The 18,996-nt window shown below is 55.6% G+C and carries 19 protein-coding genes; all 19 read right to left on the bottom strand.

What is annotated here, in order from left to right; all coding sequences use genetic code 11:
* Positions 1 to 2 precede the first annotated feature (2 nt).
* Entirely contained in the window at positions 3 to 974 is a 972-nt protein-coding gene (locus PLO63_02185) for a thiamine pyrophosphate-dependent dehydrogenase E1 component subunit alpha (protein HOI72932.1), read from the bottom strand.
* Positions 971 to 2,053, bottom strand: a complete 1,083-nt coding sequence (locus tag PLO63_02180; protein HOI72931.1) for a hypothetical protein — start codon at positions 2,051 to 2,053, stop codon at positions 971 to 973. Before PLO63_02180 ends, PLO63_02185 begins: the two co-directional genes overlap by 4 nt.
* The gene (locus PLO63_02175) at positions 2,050 to 2,781 is read right to left on the bottom strand and encodes a nucleotidyltransferase family protein (GenBank protein ID HOI72930.1); all 732 of its coding nucleotides are present in this window, start codon (positions 2,779 to 2,781) and stop codon (positions 2,050 to 2,052) included. The genes PLO63_02180 and PLO63_02175 overlap by 4 nt, the downstream gene beginning before the upstream one ends.
* Before the next feature lie 20 nt (positions 2,782 to 2,801).
* The gene (locus PLO63_02170) at positions 2,802 to 3,737 is read right to left on the bottom strand and encodes an NAD(P)-dependent oxidoreductase (GenBank protein ID HOI72929.1); all 936 of its coding nucleotides are present in this window, start codon (positions 3,735 to 3,737) and stop codon (positions 2,802 to 2,804) included.
* Between the two features lie 54 nt (positions 3,738 to 3,791).
* Positions 3,792 to 4,829 (bottom strand): glycosyltransferase family A protein, encoded by a 1,038-nt coding sequence (locus PLO63_02165; GenBank protein HOI72928.1) that lies wholly within the window; start codon positions 4,827 to 4,829, stop codon positions 3,792 to 3,794.
* 8 nt (positions 4,830 to 4,837) lie between these two features.
* Positions 4,838 to 5,476 carry a methyltransferase domain-containing protein gene (locus PLO63_02160; protein HOI72927.1) on the bottom strand — a complete coding sequence of 213 codons (639 nt, stop codon included), beginning with the start codon at positions 5,474 to 5,476 and terminating at the stop codon, positions 4,838 to 4,840.
* Entirely contained in the window at positions 5,464 to 6,408 is a 945-nt protein-coding gene (locus PLO63_02155; protein HOI72926.1) for an SDR family oxidoreductase, read from the bottom strand. Before PLO63_02155 ends, PLO63_02160 begins: the two co-directional genes overlap by 13 nt.
* On the bottom strand, positions 6,405 to 7,373 hold the full coding sequence (locus tag PLO63_02150) for an NAD-dependent epimerase/dehydratase family protein (protein ID HOI72925.1): 969 nt from the start codon (positions 7,371 to 7,373) through the stop codon (positions 6,405 to 6,407). Before PLO63_02150 ends, PLO63_02155 begins: the two co-directional genes overlap by 4 nt.
* Positions 7,370 to 8,389 carry an NAD-dependent epimerase/dehydratase family protein gene (locus tag PLO63_02145; GenBank protein ID HOI72924.1) on the bottom strand — a complete coding sequence of 340 codons (1,020 nt, stop codon included), beginning with the start codon at positions 8,387 to 8,389 and terminating at the stop codon, positions 7,370 to 7,372. The genes PLO63_02150 and PLO63_02145 overlap by 4 nt, the downstream gene beginning before the upstream one ends.
* The gene (locus PLO63_02140) at positions 8,389 to 8,847 is read right to left on the bottom strand and encodes a dTDP-4-dehydrorhamnose 3,5-epimerase family protein (GenBank protein HOI72923.1); all 459 of its coding nucleotides are present in this window, start codon (positions 8,845 to 8,847) and stop codon (positions 8,389 to 8,391) included. The genes PLO63_02145 and PLO63_02140 overlap by 1 nt, the downstream gene beginning before the upstream one ends.
* Positions 8,840 to 9,952: a DegT/DnrJ/EryC1/StrS family aminotransferase gene (locus PLO63_02135; protein ID HOI72922.1), complete on the bottom strand. Its 1,113-nt coding sequence runs from the start codon at positions 9,950 to 9,952 to the stop codon at positions 8,840 to 8,842. The genes PLO63_02140 and PLO63_02135 overlap by 8 nt, the downstream gene beginning before the upstream one ends.
* Positions 9,949 to 11,169 carry a class I SAM-dependent methyltransferase gene (locus PLO63_02130; GenBank protein ID HOI72921.1) on the bottom strand — a complete coding sequence of 407 codons (1,221 nt, stop codon included), beginning with the start codon at positions 11,167 to 11,169 and terminating at the stop codon, positions 9,949 to 9,951. The genes PLO63_02135 and PLO63_02130 overlap by 4 nt, the downstream gene beginning before the upstream one ends.
* 47 nt (positions 11,170 to 11,216) lie before the next feature.
* Positions 11,217 to 12,227: a putative sugar O-methyltransferase gene (locus PLO63_02125; protein ID HOI72920.1), complete on the bottom strand. Its 1,011-nt coding sequence runs from the start codon at positions 12,225 to 12,227 to the stop codon at positions 11,217 to 11,219.
* A gap of 189 nt (positions 12,228 to 12,416) precedes the next feature.
* Entirely contained in the window at positions 12,417 to 13,379 is a 963-nt protein-coding gene (locus PLO63_02120; GenBank protein HOI72919.1) for a class I SAM-dependent methyltransferase, read from the bottom strand.
* Entirely contained in the window at positions 13,376 to 14,890 is a 1,515-nt protein-coding gene (locus PLO63_02115) for a hypothetical protein (protein HOI72918.1), read from the bottom strand. Before PLO63_02115 ends, PLO63_02120 begins: the two co-directional genes overlap by 4 nt.
* Before the next feature lie 137 nt (positions 14,891 to 15,027).
* Positions 15,028 to 15,564, bottom strand: a complete 537-nt coding sequence (locus PLO63_02110) for a GNAT family N-acetyltransferase (GenBank protein ID HOI72917.1) — start codon at positions 15,562 to 15,564, stop codon at positions 15,028 to 15,030.
* Between the two features lie 2 nt (positions 15,565 to 15,566).
* Complete coding sequence (locus tag PLO63_02105; protein ID HOI72916.1) at positions 15,567 to 16,724, bottom strand: hypothetical protein; 1,158 nt, start codon at positions 16,722 to 16,724, stop codon at positions 15,567 to 15,569.
* A 4-nt stretch (positions 16,725 to 16,728) separates the two neighbouring features.
* Positions 16,729 to 18,006 carry a DegT/DnrJ/EryC1/StrS family aminotransferase gene (locus tag PLO63_02100; GenBank protein HOI72915.1) on the bottom strand — a complete coding sequence of 426 codons (1,278 nt, stop codon included), beginning with the start codon at positions 18,004 to 18,006 and terminating at the stop codon, positions 16,729 to 16,731.
* Entirely contained in the window at positions 17,999 to 18,979 is a 981-nt protein-coding gene (locus PLO63_02095; protein HOI72914.1) for a Gfo/Idh/MocA family oxidoreductase, read from the bottom strand. The genes PLO63_02100 and PLO63_02095 overlap by 8 nt, the downstream gene beginning before the upstream one ends.
* Positions 18,980 to 18,996 lie beyond the last annotated feature (17 nt).

Raw genomic sequence — 18,996 nt, 5'->3', positions numbered from 1 at the left:
CACTACTCACAAAAAAGATAGCGATGGAGAGTTGCAGCAGTTGGCAGTGGAGATTTCTTCGCATATTCGAAAGCATCATCAATTTCCTCATCGATTCTTCTCTCCATGTCCGAAATCATATCCAAGGTGATTATCCCTTTCTTCAGGAGATTTTTCCGCAATCTTGAAACGGGGCACTTTCTTTTCCAAGACTGAATGTCTTCAGATGATCGATATCCGGAAGGATCCTGTGCTTCACATCCCGCATGGCCGAGGATTCGGTACGTCCTGCATTCGAGGAATGACGGCCCCTGACCTTCCCTGGCACGGGCCACGGCCCTGCCGGATGCTTCACGGATCGCAAGAACATTGTTGCCGTCTATGATCTTTGTATACAGCAAATCCCCAGGCATGGCATGGAAGACGTTATCCCCCGCCTGCCGGACCGATACATGGGAACAGACTGAGAACTGATTGTTCTCCAGGATGTAAATGACGGGCAGCTTCTTCAGTACGGCGAAGTTGATGCTTTCATAAAGGACCCCTTCATCGGCAGCGCCATCACCGAAGAATACCACGCTGACTGCCGATTGCCGCTGCATCTGAATCGACATGCCCAATCCGGTTGCAATGGGAATCCCCCCTCCCACGATGGAAGAGCTCCCGTAATGACCGACGGATACGTCCACCAGATGCATCGAGCCGCCCCTTCCCTTCGAACACCCGGTCTCGCGGCAGAACAACTCCGCAATCAGTGCCCTGAGGCTGCCACCCTTAGCGAGATAATGACCGTGACTGCGATGGTTGCTGTTTATGTAGTCGTCCCTGTTGAGGTTCGAACAAACGCCGACCGCAATCGCCTCCTGGCCGATGTAAAGGTGAACCGGCGTCTTCATCTCATTTTCGAGATAGTGCGCATCTATCTTGATCTGGACTTTTCGTATCCGCAACATCTCATAAAAGAGATGCCTGAGCTCGTAAGCTGAATGACTCAATTGCCGCTCCCCTTGCCGCCGATACTGGCCATTTCCCTGAATGCGGCTATAGCAGATCGATCCTGGATGCTTTCCATGGCCAAATAGTCCTCCTTCTCCGGCTCATAGAAAATGATCTGGCTGCCCGTGTTATCAAATTTGAACGGAACATGCAGCAATTGCCGCAATGATCGACGAACATTCTCCTGTGATACAGGAGGAACAAACAGGAGCAGAAATCCACCGCCGCCTGCCCCTGTGATCTTTCCTCCGATCGCCCCGTTTGCCCTGGCATTTGCGTACAGGTCGTCAACAACACCATTGCTGACCTTACCCCCCAGTCCCCTCTTGAGTTCCCACGATTCATGAAGCAACTCACCAAATGTTTGAATGCTGCCGGTGCCGTTCAGGATAGCAAGCCCTTCCTTGACCATGCCGTGCATCTCCTGGAGTCGCTCGTTATTATTTTCAAAATCTTTAATATAGCTTTTCGCGACATCCGATGCCGTCCTTTTTATGCCGGTATAGAAAAGCATCAGGTGCCGGTTAAGTTCGGCCAGCCTTTCGGTCGCGATGGTGATTGGGCGAACGACAAAATCGCCATTGGGTTTGAAAATAATCTGATTAAAACCACCGTAGGCTGCCGAAATCTGGTCCTGTGAACCGACCGTCTCCCTCAGAATTTCCTGCTCGATGCGAATGCTGTTTGAAGCCAGTTGATTCTTGCTTGGCATGGTACCTGAAAGGCCGTACAATGCGTGCATCAAGCCGACTGTGAAGGCGGAACTCGACCCCATGCCGCTGCGAGCAGGCAAATCTCCGTCATGATGGATTTCTATGCCATTATGAATCGACAGGAAGCGAAGGATTTCGCGAACAGCAGGATGCTGTATCTCTTCGAAGGACTGGCAATTTTCAATCTTTGAATATACAACCCTGATCCGGTGTTCAAAGAAGGGGGGCAGCCAGCGGCACGAGATGTAGCAATACTTGTTAATCGTTGTTGCAAGGACGCTTCCACCATGCTTCAGATACCAGGACGGATAGTCCGTGCCGCCGCCAAAAAATGAAATGCGAAAGGGGGTTCTACTGAGAATCATTTGTATTTCCTTTCCTGCTCCATTCTCCGAAAGAATTGTTCCGCTGCAAGGTAATCCTCAGGAATTCCGATATCGATAAAACGCCCCTCACTCCGATATCCATAAAGCCCTTTCCCGATCCATGAAGGAAACATTTCCTTCTCCATTGACACGGTCAAACCGGAAGGAATTGACTGAATGAAGTTTTCCCGCAAGAGATAGACCCCGGCATTGATCCACCCCGGCCCGTCATGTGCTCCCTTTTCTTCGAAGCCGGTGATGCACCCTTCCTCGTCCGCTTGTACGCGACCATATCGACTTGTATCCTCGACTCGGGCCAGAAGGATTGATGCCGACGCTTTCTTCTCATCATGCCACTGGAGAAAATCATCCAGATCCAGATCAATGTATGAATCGCCATTCATGACCAGCAGGCAGTCCGTTCCGATATGCGCCTCCGCATTTTTGATCGCACCAGCTGTCCCCAAGGGGGTGATCTCGCGAGAATAGATCAGAGAAACGTTCTCGAAGAAGGGGCCAAAGGCTGCCTCCACCTGATCGGATCGATAGCCTGTACACAAAACAATGCGGGAAACACCGGCATCGCGCAACTGCTCCAGGAGATAAGTCAGAAAGGGTCTTCCCAGGATGTCCGCCAGGACTTTTGGGCGATCCGACACGACGGATCGCAGGCGGGCTCCCAGTCCACCCACCAGAATCGCTGCTTGTCTATCGGAAATCGCTGTCATGGGCTAGCCAGTTCAGCATTCTAAATATTTTTAAACTGTCCCCTGCCCAGCATACTGTATCCCTTCAATAATTCTCTGATCCCGTCATCCAGGGAGCGCTTTGCTGCAAATCCGGCATCCAGAAGCCTTTTGTTCGAGACAATATAGTTCCTCTTGTCAGGATCACTGCCAATCTCTGAAAAGTGAATATACAGTTTGGGCACATACTCTTTAACTTTCAGTGCAAGCTCTTCTTTGGAGAGATTGGCCGCATCCAGTCCTGCGTTGTAAGGCTTACCTTCCATTTTTTGGGCGTTGTTGATGCAGTGAACAAAACAATCTGCCACGTCCCGGATATGAATATAGTTGCGCTTGAAGTCCTTTTCAAAAATGACAAGATACCCATCCGTAACGGCGGCGTAGACAAAGTGGTTCACCAGCAGATCCAAGCGCATTCGGGGCGACAATCCGAAAACGGTGGCCAGCCTCAGCGTGACCGTCCTCTTGTCTTCCAGCAGTTCCTGCTCCGCATCCACCTTCGTCTGACCGTACAGCGTGATTGGCTCAAGGGGTGTTTCTTCCGTACAGTAAACGTCGCCCGATTTCGTTCCATAACCGCTGTTTGTTGTAGGGTAGATAATCCACTGCTCCCTGCTACGGAGGCGGATAATGGACCGGATCGCCTCCAGATTGACTGAGGTGGCCATCCACGGATCCCGGTCACAGGCTGGTGCGCCCACGATCGCAGCCAGAGGGATGATGACATCGGGATCCCTGAGCAGGCGTTTCATCAGAGCCTCGTCGCGAACGTCACCCCGGACAAACTCAAAGGAATCATTCGCACAAAGATGGAACAGGGGGCTCTGGCCATACAACAAATTATCGACAACCATCACCTGGAAACCTGCAGCAAGCAGGTGCTCACACAAAATGGAGCCCAGATAGCCGGCTCCTCCAGTAACAAGTATTTTCAACATTGGCCACCTCCATAATTTGATCACTCTGGCAAGAGAAGGGCACAGCCCTTTTCCCTATCTCTGCCGTAGCGCTTTTTTTATAAAATGTTTACTTAACCCCAGGAATGTCTTCGCCATCACACCGATGATTCGAATACAATAGGGAGTCCCCTGAAGACGCCGAACATATGGAGCGATGACAAGAAAATACTCATGGAGTGTCCCGATACGGATTGCTCCCGATCGCTGGACAACTGTAGCAAAGTCTCGGATGCACCACTTCAGCAGCAGGAATAAATATAATTGATCATCACCGGCCACCCCTTCATCTCTGAACACGTCCATACTGCGCAACAGGAAATCCTCCTGGGCACTGCTATAGGCGTAGACATCCGGGCTGGTCAAAGAGATTGATCCCGAGTGCGTGCGAAAAAAGACCAAGGGAGAATCGACGTACCCAATCCTGGCATTTTTGGCAGCTTGGACAGCCAGCAGGTTGTCCGCATAGGGCGAAAAACCGTTCCCCAAATGCTTGATACCGCCGATCTGCCGAAGGTAGTTCGTGTCGAAGACGCCATAACAGCCGATGACATTTAACGAGCGGTCCAAATACCGTTCAAGAAACTGCTCCCCCTTAAGGATCTTGAAATGTGACCGGTCACAAACGATATTGACATTCATTGGGTATTGATCCCCAACTGCAAAGTTCGTAAAAACACAATCAAAAGGGCCATGTTGCTCGAGCATGCAATGAATCGCCTGCAGAAAACCTGGAAAGTACAGATCGTCGTCCGCCAGCCAGGTGAAGTACCTGCCCCGGCCGGCATCGAGAAGGGCGTTCATGTTGCCCAGTTCACCGAGGTTGGAGGGGCGGTTGATGAAGGAGATGCGACTGTCGTCAATCCCCAGGAGTTCGCCGGAAAGCTTGTTGCCGGGGTTGTCGTTCCCCACGAGAATCTCGAAATCGGTAAAGGTTTGCCGGGTAATTGATTCGAGAGTCTCCTTCAGAAGGGCCGGACGGTCGTATGTGGTCACACCGATGGAGAAGAAAGGTTTGGATCCCGCAGTGTTCATGGCGGAACCGGACACTGGAGATTGTGCATCGCCTGTCATGGACGCCGCTATCGTTTCGCCGCCCGCACAAGGATCATGAGGTCCCGGTCACCCTTCCACCGGTACTTTGAAATCTCGATTTCCTCGAAATCGAGATGATTCAGGATGGCCCGGATCTTCGCTACGGAATAGCCGTTGCGGTGGAACTGCCCCTCCCCGTTTTGGCTTCCGAAGATCATGGCCATGAGGTAGCCCCAGCGGTTGTCCGTCGAATAGGAGTACTGTCCGAACCAGTGCTGCTGCGCGATGGCCTCCGGGTCGTTCCGGTAGAATTCCTTCCAGTCGTCTTTCGCCGACAGCCAGAGCCGGATCGCCTCTTCAAAATCAGGGGTGGAAAAATGAAAAATCCCTCCCGGCTTGAGCAGCCTTTTGACCTCATGGAAAAACTTCGGCTCCTCGATGAAGGAGAGGTGCTCGACCAGCGAGTCGGCCCGTATCTCCGTCACCGATCCGTCGGGAAAAGGAAGGTTCAGGATATCGAAATTGTTAATTTCAATGCCGTCCGGAAAATCCTGGAAAGGATAGCGGGCCTTCAACTCCTCCAGGCTGTCCATGTCCACATTGATATAGCCGGGCAGGGGGCGCCCTCCACAGCCGAGATTCAGTCTGATTTCGTTCCTTTCGCCCGGTGTCGTCAAGGCTTCCAACTCCGAACTCCTTTCAACATCCCGATGGTTTCCGCGATGCCTCGCTCAAGGTCCCCTTGGAAGGCAAACCCCAGGCCCCGGAAACGATCGCAGGAAACATGGTAGGATAACTGATTCATGATTTCCGTATCGACGAACCGGATGGCCAGATCCGGAACATGCCGGGAGATGATCTGCAGGATGTCGTCCACGGTCGCGTTTACCGTCAGGACATTGTAGACCTGCCCGTCATAAAGGTGCCTGTTCAGGATGAAGGCCAGCGCCGCGACGGCGTCGCCGAGATCGAGATAAGGGCGGTGCTGGTGGAGAGCCGTCCGCCAGACGGTCACCGGCTGACCCGTCAGCGCCTGCCAGCAGAACTTGTTTACCGCCGTGTGAAACCGCATGCCCGGCGATACACCGAAGATCGTGCCGAGCCGGCAGGTCACGAACCTCAGTCCATCGCTCCCTCCAAGTCCGGACAGAAGGCGCTCCGCCTTCAGCTTCGATTCGGCATAAGGACTTTGGGGATTCAGATCGGTCTCCGGACAACCCTCGTCCACCCGCTCGCGCTGGGTTCCATAGACGCTGGTCGTTGAGAGAAAAATCAACGGACATTGTGCATCGACACAGGCCCTCGCCACCCGCTCCGTCCCCGTGAAATTCACCTCTTCGACCTGCTCGGGCGCTTCGAAGCTGCCCGCGGCGTTCGTGATGGCCGCGAGGTGTAGTACCGCATCCGCCCCGGCAAAGATTCCCGCCAGGTCGGCCTTCAGGATGTCCTCTTCGAGAAAGCGATAGTGCCCCTGATCCGGGAGGTGAAACAGCGAACAGTATCGCTGCGCCGAGAGATTGTCCACGAGGACCATATCGACAGAGGGCACAAGGCCCGGGAGTTCGCGGATCAGCCGGGACCCGATGTGTCCCAGGGCCCCCGTGATGACGATCTTCATTTCACTCCTCCCGCATCCCGTCCTTCCAGCAGCGACCTGGTTTTCCGCAGGCCTGCGGTAAAATCGAACCGGGGCATCCAGTCCATGATCGCCTGCAGGCGGGCCGAAGAAAACTTGACGTCTTCGATCTCGATGCGGCGTCGCTCGTCGGGCCACTCGATGTGGGTGACTTTTCCCCTTTCGAGGACCGATACGATCTTCCGGGCAATTTCCGCCACGGAAAGGTGTTCCGAACCCGTGGCGAAATACATCTCGCCCGCCAGTTTTTTCTTTCCGGCGACCCGCCAGAGGATATCGGTGGCGTCCTCGACAAACATGACGTTGCGCGTCTGCTCCCCCGATCCGAAGATCCGAATATCCTGGTTCGTCCAGGCCTGATGAATGAAGTAATTGATGAAGCCGAACTCCGGGTATCCTTTGCCGTAGGGTCCGTAGAGGTTCGCAAACCGGAGGACCACCGTGTTCAGGTCGTGGATCGTGTGATAGATCCGGTAATACTTCTCCGCGACACCCTTGTTCGCGGAATAGATCTCCAGCGGCCGCTCCCAGTGATCCTCGTCCACAACCTCATGCAGGGCCCGGCCGATGACAGTGCTGCTGGACGTATAAACGACCATCGCCTCCCGGTTGAGCAGGCGGACTGCCTCCAGCAGTTTCAGGTTTCCCAGGCAGTTGATCTCGGCGTCAAGCAGGGGATACTGGATGGAAAGGGGATGCGACGTCTGGGCAGCGCAATTGAAGATCACATCCTGGCCCTGTACGATGTTGGCAAGCAGGGTCTCGTCCCTCAGATCGCCCCGGATGAAGCTGATCCTGTTCCATACTTCACTGAGATTCCTTGTCGTCGCATACAGATGCGGATCCAGGGAATCCATGACGGTCACTTCGACTCCCGGCTCGGAAAGACACCGGCGCACGAGGTTTGCTCCCAGGAAGCCCGCTCCGCCAATGATGAGTGCTTTCACGATAACCTCTCGATGGTTTGGTCGATGCCCCTCTCCAGGGTGTAATGGGCCTTCCAGCCTGTCAACCCCGCAAAACGGCCCGTATCCGCAACGAAATTCCGGAATTCAATCGGGGACTGCGGCGACGGGGGATCGACATGCTCGACGGATACCCTCCTGCCCGTCTTCACGGCCACCCGGTCGGCGATCAGGTTCATCGCCTCAGTGAGGGAATACCCGCGACCGCTCCCGATCACATAATGTCCCCCGTTTAGATCGGCTGCATGCATCGCCGCCCGGAGAAAGGCCCCGGCGACGTCCTCCACATGGACGTAGTCCCTAAGCTGATCGCCCCGTCCGTACACCGTCAGGACCTCCCCGGACAGCGCCCGGCGGGTCATCTGGTTCAGAATCCCGCGATCCGGACGACTGCTGGCAGGACCTGGTCCGTATACATTCGCCAGACGGAGGACGGCCGCCGTCACGAACCCCTGCGCCGCATAATACTTCAGGTACTGTTCCGCCATCATCTTGTGAAGGTCATAGACCGTGACCGGCCGGTCGGGAAAGCTCTCATCGACCGGAAGACGCTCGGGCAGGCCGACAATGGTGACGGTGCTCGAGAAGAGGATGACCTTGTGCCAGTTCCGGGTCCGGCATACTTCCAGCAATCGAACCATGGGCAGCACGTTGATGTCGAGATCCGCCGGCGGGTCCGCATTGGCGACGTATGTGCTGGTCTGGGCGGCAAAGTGGAACACGATGTCGGCCCTGTTCAGGGCCGCTTCCCAGGCGGCGGGATCCCGGACATCCGCCTCCAGGTCGTTCACCTCCGCCTCACCCCCGACCGGCTCGAAAACGGTCCCGGGCCTGTCCAGGCGGAATATGCGGCATTTCACATCCCTCAGCGCGTGCAGCAGGTTGGTCGCAATATAACCCGCTCCGCCCGTAACCAGGATTGTTTTTCCGCCGTACCAAGCGTGGATTCCGGCCCCGTCGAACCGGTCACGAGCCGCCGTGTTTCGCTTTTCGGACATCACTTGATGGGAGGCCCCGAAAGCCAGTCAAAGCCGATCCCCGGGTCATCATGGGGGATGCGGAGTTCGTCTTCGGGATTGTAGACGTGAGAGGTGACGTACAGAAGTCCGACGGGACCCTGGACCACCTTGCAGCCGTGGGCCACGCCGGGAGGAATCTTCAGCAGGCGGGCCGGCTGCTGATCCCCCATCAAAAAATCCATCGTCCGGCCATGCGTCAGGGATTGCTCGCGAAGGTCGTGCAGGCCCACGCGAAGAACACCAGCCATCACATACCACCAGTCGACCTGAATCCGGTGCAGGTGCCAGGCCTTGATGACGCCGGAGTACATGTGGGAATGGCTCCACTGTCCGAATCCCTCCGCAAAGAAATCGTCCGTAACCCGGATGATCTCCCGGAAAAAGCCCCGTTCATCGGTGTGGGTCACGAGATCGCGGACGATAACCCCGTCAATCATTTCTTCGACCTCCCTCAAATACCAGCACTGCTTCCACGACCTGCCCCGCCTCCTTCTCCGTCAATTCGGGATACATGGGCAGGGAAAGCACCTCCCGGGCCGCCCGCTCCGTCTCTTCCAATCCGCTCGGACACTTGACCCTTCCCCTATACGCCGGCTGCAGGTGAACGGGAACCGGGTAGTGAACCAGTGTCCCGATTCCCCGGTCCCTGAGAAAGCTCATCAGCCGGTCCCTATTGCCGGAACGGACCACGTAGAGGTGAAACACATGCTCGGTGTCCCGGACGGATGCCGGAAGGATCAGGTCTGTTCCTCCGAGCGCTTCACCGTAATATTGTGCCAGCCGCCGGCGTTTTCCATTCTGTTCATCCAGGCTTCGCAGCTTGACGCGCAGCAGGGCAGCCTGTACCTCGTCCAGTCGGCTGTTCCAGCCCGGCATTCCACTCACGTTTCGCTCAGCCCATCCGTACTCCCGAAGCAGGCGCGCCCGGCCGGCCAGCTCCGGATCACGCGTAACCACCATGCCACCGTCGCCGATGGCCCCCAGGTTCTTCGTCGGGTAAAAGCTGAAGCAGGCCATGTCTCCGAAGGATCCCACCCGCCTTCCCCCATAGCGGGAACCATGCGCCTGGGCACAATCTTCGATGACCCTGAGATGGTGACGTTTTGCCACATCAAGGATAGCTTCGAGGTCCGCCGGCTGCCCGTAAATGTGAACCGGAATGATGGCGTGGGTTTTCTCCGTTACGGCCTTTTCCAACTGTCCCGGATCCAGGGTGTACCGAACCGGGTCGATGTCCACAAAGACCGGCACCCCTCCCGCCATTTCAATGGCGGCGACGGTGGCCACCGCCGTGTGGGAAACCGTGATCACCTCGTCGCCTCCCTTGAGTCCGCAGGCTGCCAGGGCCAGGTGGATGGCTTCCGTACCGTTGCCGACACCGATCCCGAAGGATGTGCCGACAAAGGCGGCAAACTCCTCCTCGAAGGCCTTCACCTCCGGGCCCAGGATGTAACGCCCGCTCCCCATCACGCGGGAGACGGCCTCGTCGATTTCCGCCTTCTGCGACAGATACTGGGCATGGGGATTGCTGCAGGGGATCACGAGAGAACCTTCACGGAGGGAACATAGACAATCCAGCGGCCCCCGGAATCGATGAACCGCTGTTCCTTCGCCATGATCTCACGGGCGTGGTTGTAAGCGAAAAGAAGGGCATAGTCCGGGTAACGGGCCGTGAAATCCTCGTAGGGTCGGACCGGGATGTGGGCTCCCGGGCTGTACTTACCCTGCTTCACCGGCGTCGTGTCGGAGATGAATTCGATCAGGTCGGTCCCAATCCCGCAATAGTTGATGATGGTCGTGCTCTTGGAGGTAGCGGCATACCCGACGATTCGCTTGCCTTGGCTCCGGAGGTCCTTCAGGAGGCCCATCAGGGCGTCCCTGGAGGCTTCGCAGTTTTTCCGGAACCGCTCGTAAACCGCCGGCTTGTCGAGTCCCAGTTCCTTCTCCTTCCGGAGGCAGGACTCCACCCTCGAAGAGACAGGGCGGCTTCCCTGACGGGCGATGACGTAACGCATGGAGCCCCCGTGCGTCTCCTGGGGCACCGCATCGACCACCTCCATGCCGTGCATCCGGAACAGGTGCCGGATCGACGCCACTGAAAAAAGAAACACGTGCTCGTCGTAAATCTGGTCGTAGGAAGTGTTTTCTATGACATCGCCCAGGTAGGGATCCTCGAACATGACGATGCCCTCCGGCTTCAGGAGGACCTTGATCCCCTCGATGACCGAGTGGAGGTAGGGGATGTGGCACATGACATTTGCCGCCAGGAAGGCATCGGCCTGCCCGTGTTCGCTCACGATCTGCCGGGCCAGGGTTTCGTCGAAGAATTCGCTGACGGTCTCGATGCCCTTCTGCCGGGCTACTTCCGCCACGTTGGCCGAGGGCTCGATTCCCAGGTGCCGGATCTTCTTCCCGGCGAAGTTCTGCAGCATGATGCCGTCGTTGCTTCCGATCTCCACGACGAACGGGTCCGCACTCTTCAGGTGGTTTTGCATGACCTCTTCGGCGAAATCCCGGAAATGGATCTTCATGCCCTGGGATGTGCCGGAAAAGAAGGCGTAGTGCTCGTTGAACATCTGCTCACGGGCCGGCTGCTCCAGGAGTTGGACCATACCGCACTGCCCACAGAAGGCCACCTGGAGATCGAAGAAGTACTCCGTGGCAAACTGATCGGCTCGCAGGAACCCGTTTGCGATGGGCATTTTGCCGAAGGAGATGAAGGGTTCAATCGGGGATTTGCATATCAGGCAAACGTTCATGATGAATTAGCACCTCTTCGCTCTTCGAGTTTTCATTTGGGATATCATCAGGGGTGATCGATCCGGAACAGGGCTTCAAAGTAGGTGGACTGGACCCGGCAGTCACGGAAGAAAAGATTCCGCCAGTTGGGGAAAAAGGGATAATCCTCCTCGGTCAGGGCGATATCGTCATAGGGAATCTTCGTCTTTTTCCAGCACTTCTGATACAGACAATCCGCAATACGGTCTATGGTCCTGTAGTACCGCATAATCTGCTCGGGCCGCATCTCATGAAGGCAGTCCACGGCAAGGAAGAGATCAACGCTCCGGTCCGGCAGGAGGTCGAGCTGCTCGGGCATCAGGAAGGCGATCTGGGCCTCCCGGAATTCAGCGTCCACGTCCCGGAAGTCCTTGAATGACCGGTACGGGAAGATCTTCCGGTCCGGAAACTGTCTCGTCAGATACCGTTCCGCAATGTAAAGCGCCGGTGGAATGTCGACCATGAAGTACCGGACACTGGGCAGCAGACTGAGAAATGCGTAAGCGGTTCGCCCGTATCCCCCTCCCAGCTCAATGATCGACCGGACTTGTTTGACATCGCTCAGTCCACGGATTACGGAATCATATTCCAAGACCGAATTGGCCAGATCCTGCGATATGTTCCGCCCATCAAGCATGACAGACGGGGGATTCCCCTCGACCGGCTCCTCGAGACGGTTAAGGAGATTCGCTCCCACCTCACCGGCAGCATATTCCCACAGAAGATAGGTCATCAGATTGTAAAACTCGGACTGTTCCTTCGTCATGAAGGCATGTTGCCTCGATGCTGCAGCCCTTTTCTCGGCCTCAGTCACGGCATCCTGTGGCAGATGGCTCTTGAGAAACAGGAATTGTGGATCATCCTTCCCGACAATCCAGGTGAAATAGTTCAGGGCCACCGTCTGCTTGAAGTTCTCATAGCCCGTCTCCAGGAGCTGGGCTACGTTTTTCCTGCACAGGACAGACCAGTATTTGGACGTAGTGGCCGCTTCCTGCCGATCGATGAAGTCTCTCAACATATCCGCCAGCCGAGGGTCCATTCGGGGATCCTGGAGATACCTCCCCCATTCAACAAGCTGATCCGGAGGCGAGGTGGATATATCCGATTGTCCCGATATCGTTCGGTACAACGTTCGCAATTCCCCATAGACACCAGCAGGAAGATAATGTTTAGCAGATCGAACCAGAATTGATTTTAGACTCATATGCTTTGCGTTGCCAACTCCTCGTCATAATTGGGAATGTCTCTTCTTTATCATGGTGAAGAAGCGTTCTATGATACGATGGAGCTTTCTTTCGATCCGAGAACGGACAGTTGCAGCAGCAAGATGTTCAGCCTGCAGAGATTCCAGATGCTTTATTATACTGTTGAGCCTTGCCACTTCAACGGTTTCCAGCAGTCTGACAAGAAGAGGCGCGGAAGCGATCCGATCCCGGATAAATGTGTCCGCCGTTGACCCTTGCGAATAGACAATGCTGAGACCATTGTGGACGGGCAAGGTGAACAGGCGCAACGCGAGTGATGTATCACGAACAAAATCCTCCACCGCCGTCAACACTCCGTTGCGTACCCCCCCTTCTTTCTCCGCGTTTGCAAAGGGCTGGTTGATCATGTCCTGCACGAGGTCCGGTGACCAGTGCGTCATGCCGCAGTATCGAAAAGCATGAACTGCATGCTCCGGCAGTCCATCCGGGTCATAATACATGTCACGTCTTGCATACGGCCATCCTGTAGCCCTTAAGAAGACAATTGGAAAGGGCGTCTGGCAACGCTCAGCCATGTCAGCTATGCCCGATAAATCACCGTATACAGTGTGATAATTAAGATCCCCCTCCAGAAGCACAGCGTCAACCGGTCCTTCCAAAATGGGAAGGGCATCCCGGCTCTTCGCTTCCACTAGCTTTACATTTCCAGATCTACCAATGAATTCGTTTAGTTCTGTCTTAACAAAGGGTTCGATAACGGTCAGCGTGCCGTTGACCGAATTACAGTAACAAGCGAGCAGTCTGGTATGTGTACCAAGATCAGCACCAATCTCCAGCAAGTGCCGCGCATCAATATGACATAATAAAGGTCTGACAATATCGATCCAGAATAGAAGAAAACCGGAGACGGTATTGATTGATTTGAGAAAATCGATTTCTTCTTCCGTCCGTCTTTGAAACGCAGAGGAAAGATAATGGTGTGTCATGCGGCCTGATCCAGAAATTTCCGTCGCAGATTATATTCTCCGGAATCAACGAAACGGTGAATGATGGACAATATCTGCCGATGTCTTTCCTCTGAAAATTCATCCCGGAAGACTTGGTAACTGACAGGATCGTATTGCTTGTAGTATCCCCCGATGCGCCTGATGAATCCGTCATAATCCCTGTACAGCCAGTCATTTACGTTATGGACAAAAGCCATAAAGTAATACTCGTATACCTCATTGAGGTCGATATCCAGCTTCTGTGCAGACAGATTAAAGATGATATTCCTGTATTCATCAATCGACTGCGGGTGGACGTTGAAGTTATACCGGATGCGGGGGTTGCATAAAGAGGCATTGATGACGGAAATTCCCAGGGCTGCATATTCGAATCCGATCGTGCCGTAAACCGTAAGGCCGAAATCGATTCCCTCCTTCTTGAGTTGCAGATGAGAGGTGTCGGAGGGAATCATAGTGAACTTCGGGTATTTGCGGATGAATTCCTCGATAATCGGGATGTTCCCCGGCAGGAAGTCCGGATGCGTCTTGATGTACCAGTCGTAGTCGGTCTGCTTCGATATCTCTCCCAGGAAATGTAACCACTCGTAGAAATCGGGAAACAGGTTGACGCCGTAGGGATGAGGGTTATCGAAGAAGCAGTGGGTGGCGACAAGGATCTTGATCCGTGAACTTTCCCGCAGAACCTTTGTCTCCCCGATCCGGCCGTAAGCGGTCTTGCTGGAATAAGGCATGTCCACACCCACTTCCCCGGATAAGCGCTTCCCGATCCTTTCCCTGGCAATCTCCAGCCCTCTCTCCCTCTCCTCCATTGGCAGCTCCCGGAACTGTTCCGGATAGTAGAAAAATTCGTTATAGGCCCAGAGATTCTTCTCCGTGAGATAATGCAGATGAGTTGCGTTGATCTGGTATACCGGGATGCCCTTCCGGATCGCCAGCCGCGTGACGACACCCGACTGGATATAGACCGTGTGACTCACGATGACCGACCGGACTGGATGAGCGTTAAAGTAGTCACGCCAGAAAACATAGGACGAAAGAGCATTCTTCAGGGACTCCCCGAAACGGACGTCATAGAGAGTGATCGTGGGCACTTTATAGTTCATGCAGTGCGAATCATAGAGGAGATCGCCGATCCACAGGCCCTCCACACGCAGATCCTCCACGTCTCTCTTCGTCCTGAGCAAGGGGTAGATGTCCTGGAAAAGCCGCTCCGCTTCCTCCCGCTGCCGGGAAGAGAGCAGGCAGGATATGAAGTCCCGCGTGTTGAACGACTTGTAGAGTCTCTTCAGTTTCCGGTTCGAAAGCCTAGACCGGAGGCCCCCGTTGCTCAATAAGTAAGCAACGATTTTAGCACCGTGTTTTTTGGCAAGCACATTGGCCAGGTAACTGAAGGCGATAATGCTGCTGGCCATGCTGGTGGTCTCGATCAGGATTTCTCCGGAAGCGGGATTGCAGAGGTTCGATCCCCAGACCTTGCGGTTGTGGTCCATGAATTTCCGTTCCCGCTCATCAGGCCGGTTATCCCGAATCTGCCGGACAGCAAAACGCGAAAAGTCAGAAGCCCTTTGGAATAGGTTGGATCGATGGAGAGACATGAAACCGGATCAACGCATTTGGATGGAAAGACTCAGGACTGCTTTCGGAACAGAGCGGCATGGACAATATCCACTTCTCTGCCATCAAGAAGATAATGACGAATACGACGGCCGTCTTCCATCATGCCGGAGTTTCGCATGATACGCACCATGGCCGTGTTGGCCGCCATCGCACCCGCGGTGACTTTGCGCATTCCCGCCCCCCCCAGCAGATAGCCGCAGACAGCCCTCCAGGCCTCGAGACCATAGCCCTTTTTCCACACAGATCTCTCCCCGATCAGGATCCCGACGTCGGCGATCCGGTTCTCCGGATTGACATGGGCGTTCAGGTTCCCGATATGTCCCGGGGGGGCATCCTTGACCACCATTGCCCAGAAGAAATGGGGCGTGCCCGTGAAGGACTCGAAATACCGGCGACAAGTCTCCAGACTGTGGACTCGGTGTCGCTGCTCACTGTAACGAACCACTTCCGGATCGTTCAGCCAGCCTGCGTAGCGGGGAGTCAGGTACTCCTCGGAGAAGGGCATCAGACGCAGCCTGCTTGTCTCAATGACCGGGGTCTGTGCCACAATTAAGCGTCCTTTTCAGCCGGGCGATGAGCCAGAAGGCTTTCGAAAAAGCCCACCGTACGCTCCAGGGATCCGGGCCGGATAAATTCCGAAATCCTGTCCGGGGATGTCCGCAGTCTATTCTCGAGAAAAACCGGCAAAACCGCCCTGAGTTTTTCCCTCGTTGTCACACTGATCGTGAGGCCGCATCGTATTGTGGCCAGGGACTTCGTTTCGACGAACCGCGGGACAATGGATAACGTGGGCCTTCCCATGATGGCTGCCTCCACAAGGAGTATGGAGGTCATTCCGACGATAAAATCGGCTGCATGAACGATCTCGATGGATGGTTCGTTCTTGCTGATCTGGTCAAATGAGGAGAGGTAAGGCGCCAATTCTTCCAGTGTATTCTTCGGATGCAGGCGGAGGATGAGGTACGGTTTCCGCTCCAGGAGAGATACTGCGTCCAGGAACTCCTCCAGGACAATCTCGGTGCGTCCGTGTCTCTCGCCTCTGCCCGCCAGGGTATATTCCGGTGAACGCTGACGCGGTCCGCTCCGGCCCACCGATATCTCCGCCCCGAAGATACATACCGGCCTCTCGTCATGCTCGTTATGAAACAGGCTTCTCCTCTGCTGCCGCCTGTCCTTCGCCTCTAAAAGTTCAGCCTGACGGAGAACACGGTCATAGTGAGGATGGCCGCAAACGGCAATCCTTCCTTCCGGAAATCCAAGCGCGACATAGGCTTCTTTTGTCCAGATGTCGGGAACCACGAGCCAGTCCGGTGCATGGTGCAAAGGCTCATCCGTTCGGCCCCGGAACCTTTTATCCGAGTTTCCGAAGGCGTCGATGACAGCAACATTCGCCAATCCGCGGGAACAGGCCTCGGAGGTCAATTCAAACCCGAACGAGTCGGGGTTGTCCGATGTCCCGACAACCAGCAGACGAGGGCATGCCTCATCCAGGATCTCCCGGGCCGAAGCCGGTTGTTGGATCGCTTCGACACGGCTACCCCTTGAAAGAAGGTAGGGCAATGCATATCCCTCCGACAGGAGCCGGGTTCGCAATCCCTTGCGTTCCAGGGCTCCAGGGAGGTCCAGGCAATAATTGGCTGCCCCGGGGTCTTCGACATAGACCAGGACATCGACTGCTGCCGGTTTGCCTGCGATGGAGGCTTTCATCGGCTCAGTCACGCTCCAAACGATCCAAATGATGCCACACCTTGTGAAACGCCTCGATGATCAGGTCCACATCTTCATTGCCGTATTCGTTAACGCACAGCCCGATCCCCAGGTGCCGTTCGTCCTGAAGGCCCTCCGCCACCGGACAGATGCCCTTGTCGTAGGACACATTTCCGTCATAGAAGCCGGCGGTCCAGGGAAATCCCTTCGTCCCGTAAGCGATCTTCTTCTGGTAAAGCGGCAGCAGGTGAAGATTGACATAGCGGTCCCCGACGGGGACGCCTTCCGCGCGCAGCGCCTCGAAGACCCGGGATCGGCAGACTCCCGTGTCTTCCCTTCTGTAAACAAGCGGATAGACATAATAGACATGGGTGCAATCCGCCTTGACAACAGGCGTTCTCAACCCCTTGAGGTCTTTGAGGCCTTCCGTGAACCTCTCCGCTACCGCGATCCGGCGCGTGCTCAGCGCGGGCAGTTTTTTCAACTGCTCGATGCCGATCGCCGCTTCTATCTCGGTCATCCGAAAGTTGAATCCGATCAAGTTGGAGAAATCCTCGACACCCTTGTCCCCGGCCACCGCCTCCGCGTGGTTGCGAATGAGCTGGAGGCGCTCCGCCAGCACCGGATTGTCGGTAACGCAGACTCCCCCTTCACCGGTGTGGATATGCTTGTGGTAGTTCAGGCTGAAGACACCGACATGGGCGACCGTTCCTGCAAATCGCCCCTTATAGAGGGCGCCGGGCGCCTGGGCGGCATCTTCGATGACTTTCAGGCCGTGCCTGTCGGCGATCTTCATTATCGCATCCAGATCCGCGGGATGACCGAAGATGTCGGGGACCATGATGGCCCGGGTTCGCGGGGTGATGTTCTTCTCGATGGAAACCGGGTCCAGGTTGTATGTCTCCTCTTCGATATCCGCGAAAACGGGAATGGCGTTCCAGATGAGGATCGCCGTGGCGGAGGCGGACATCGTCCAGGGGCTCACGATGACTTCATCGCCGGGCTCCACGCCGACGGCGCCAACGGCAGCAATGAGTCCGGATGTAGCTGAATTGACGGTTACGGCATGCCGGACCGAAAAGTGCTTTTCCCAGGCCCTCTCCAGAGCCTGCACCCTTTCGCCACCATAGAAATCGGGAGACCAGGTACCCAGAAAGCGGGACAAAATCCCTGATTCCACGACAGACCGGACGGCTTCCTCCTCTTCCGACCCAATCGATCGATAGGGGGAAAAGGGATGGGAGATCGTCTTTGGCCCCCCGAAAAGCGCCAGTTCACGCATGCCGCCTCCAGTTTCGCTGGTCCGCTATTTTCTCAATAACTGCAAGGGTTTCCGTGGCGCTCACACCGTCTGAAGGGAGCTTTTCATTCCGTGTCAGGTGGTTGTAAAGCCCCTCCAGGACGTACCACTGATACCTTTTGAGGTCCGTGGAAATGATTTCGGCATTCGGGTCCAGGATCGTATAGCCCGAAAATAAAGGAGACGGCTCGGTCCGTCGCAGTTCGATCGTGTTCCCGCCCTCGGCATAGCGGATCATTCCGCCGGTTCCGTAAAGGTCAATCCCGCCGATAGAGTAATGCTCATCCCGGCCGGCGAGAAGATATACGGGTATCTCCCCAAAGTGCAGGCAGACATCCGGTTCCGGATCATGATCATCTCGGAGCCTGCCCGGCCGGATAACGTCTGCATCCGTGACCTCCCCCAGCCAGAAACGAAGGAGGTCGATGAAGTGCGAACCGTTGTTGAAGAGTCCCTTTGCATACCAGGCCACGCCCTTGAAAATGGAGCCGAACTGCCCGCTTTCGATTCGCCCTTTCAGGGCTGCACCTGCCGGCTCGAAACGCCGCATATAGTTGACCGCCAGAACACACCCCACCTCATCCGCCAGGGCTTGCATCCGCAGTCCATCGGCGGATGACAGGGCAATGGGCTTCTCACAGAGAATGGCACGGGGTCGGAAACGGACGGCCTCCCGGAAAACATCGCAGTGGATGCCTGACGGCACGGCCAGGGAGATGACATCAGGTTCATGGCTTTCCATCAGGGACGGCAGGTCGGCATAAGCGGGGCATTGGAATTTTTCCTCGAACCGAATCCTCTGCAACGGATCCGGATCAACGGCAGCCAGAAGTCGATATCCCGGGTGCTTCATATATGCGGTTGCATGGGTAGCTATCACCCGGTCGCCCTGAAGATCGTAGTCGTATCCCTGGCCGATCCGGCCCAATCCAATTACAACCGCCGACAACTGCATCCGGAATAAGTCCTTTT

The organism is Syntrophales bacterium (assembly GCA_035363115.1).
Lineage (GTDB): Bacteria > Desulfobacterota > Syntrophia > Syntrophales > PHBD01 > PHBD01.
Note: the sequence above shows the minus strand (reverse complement) of the source record. Positions and strands in the feature narration are given on the sequence as shown.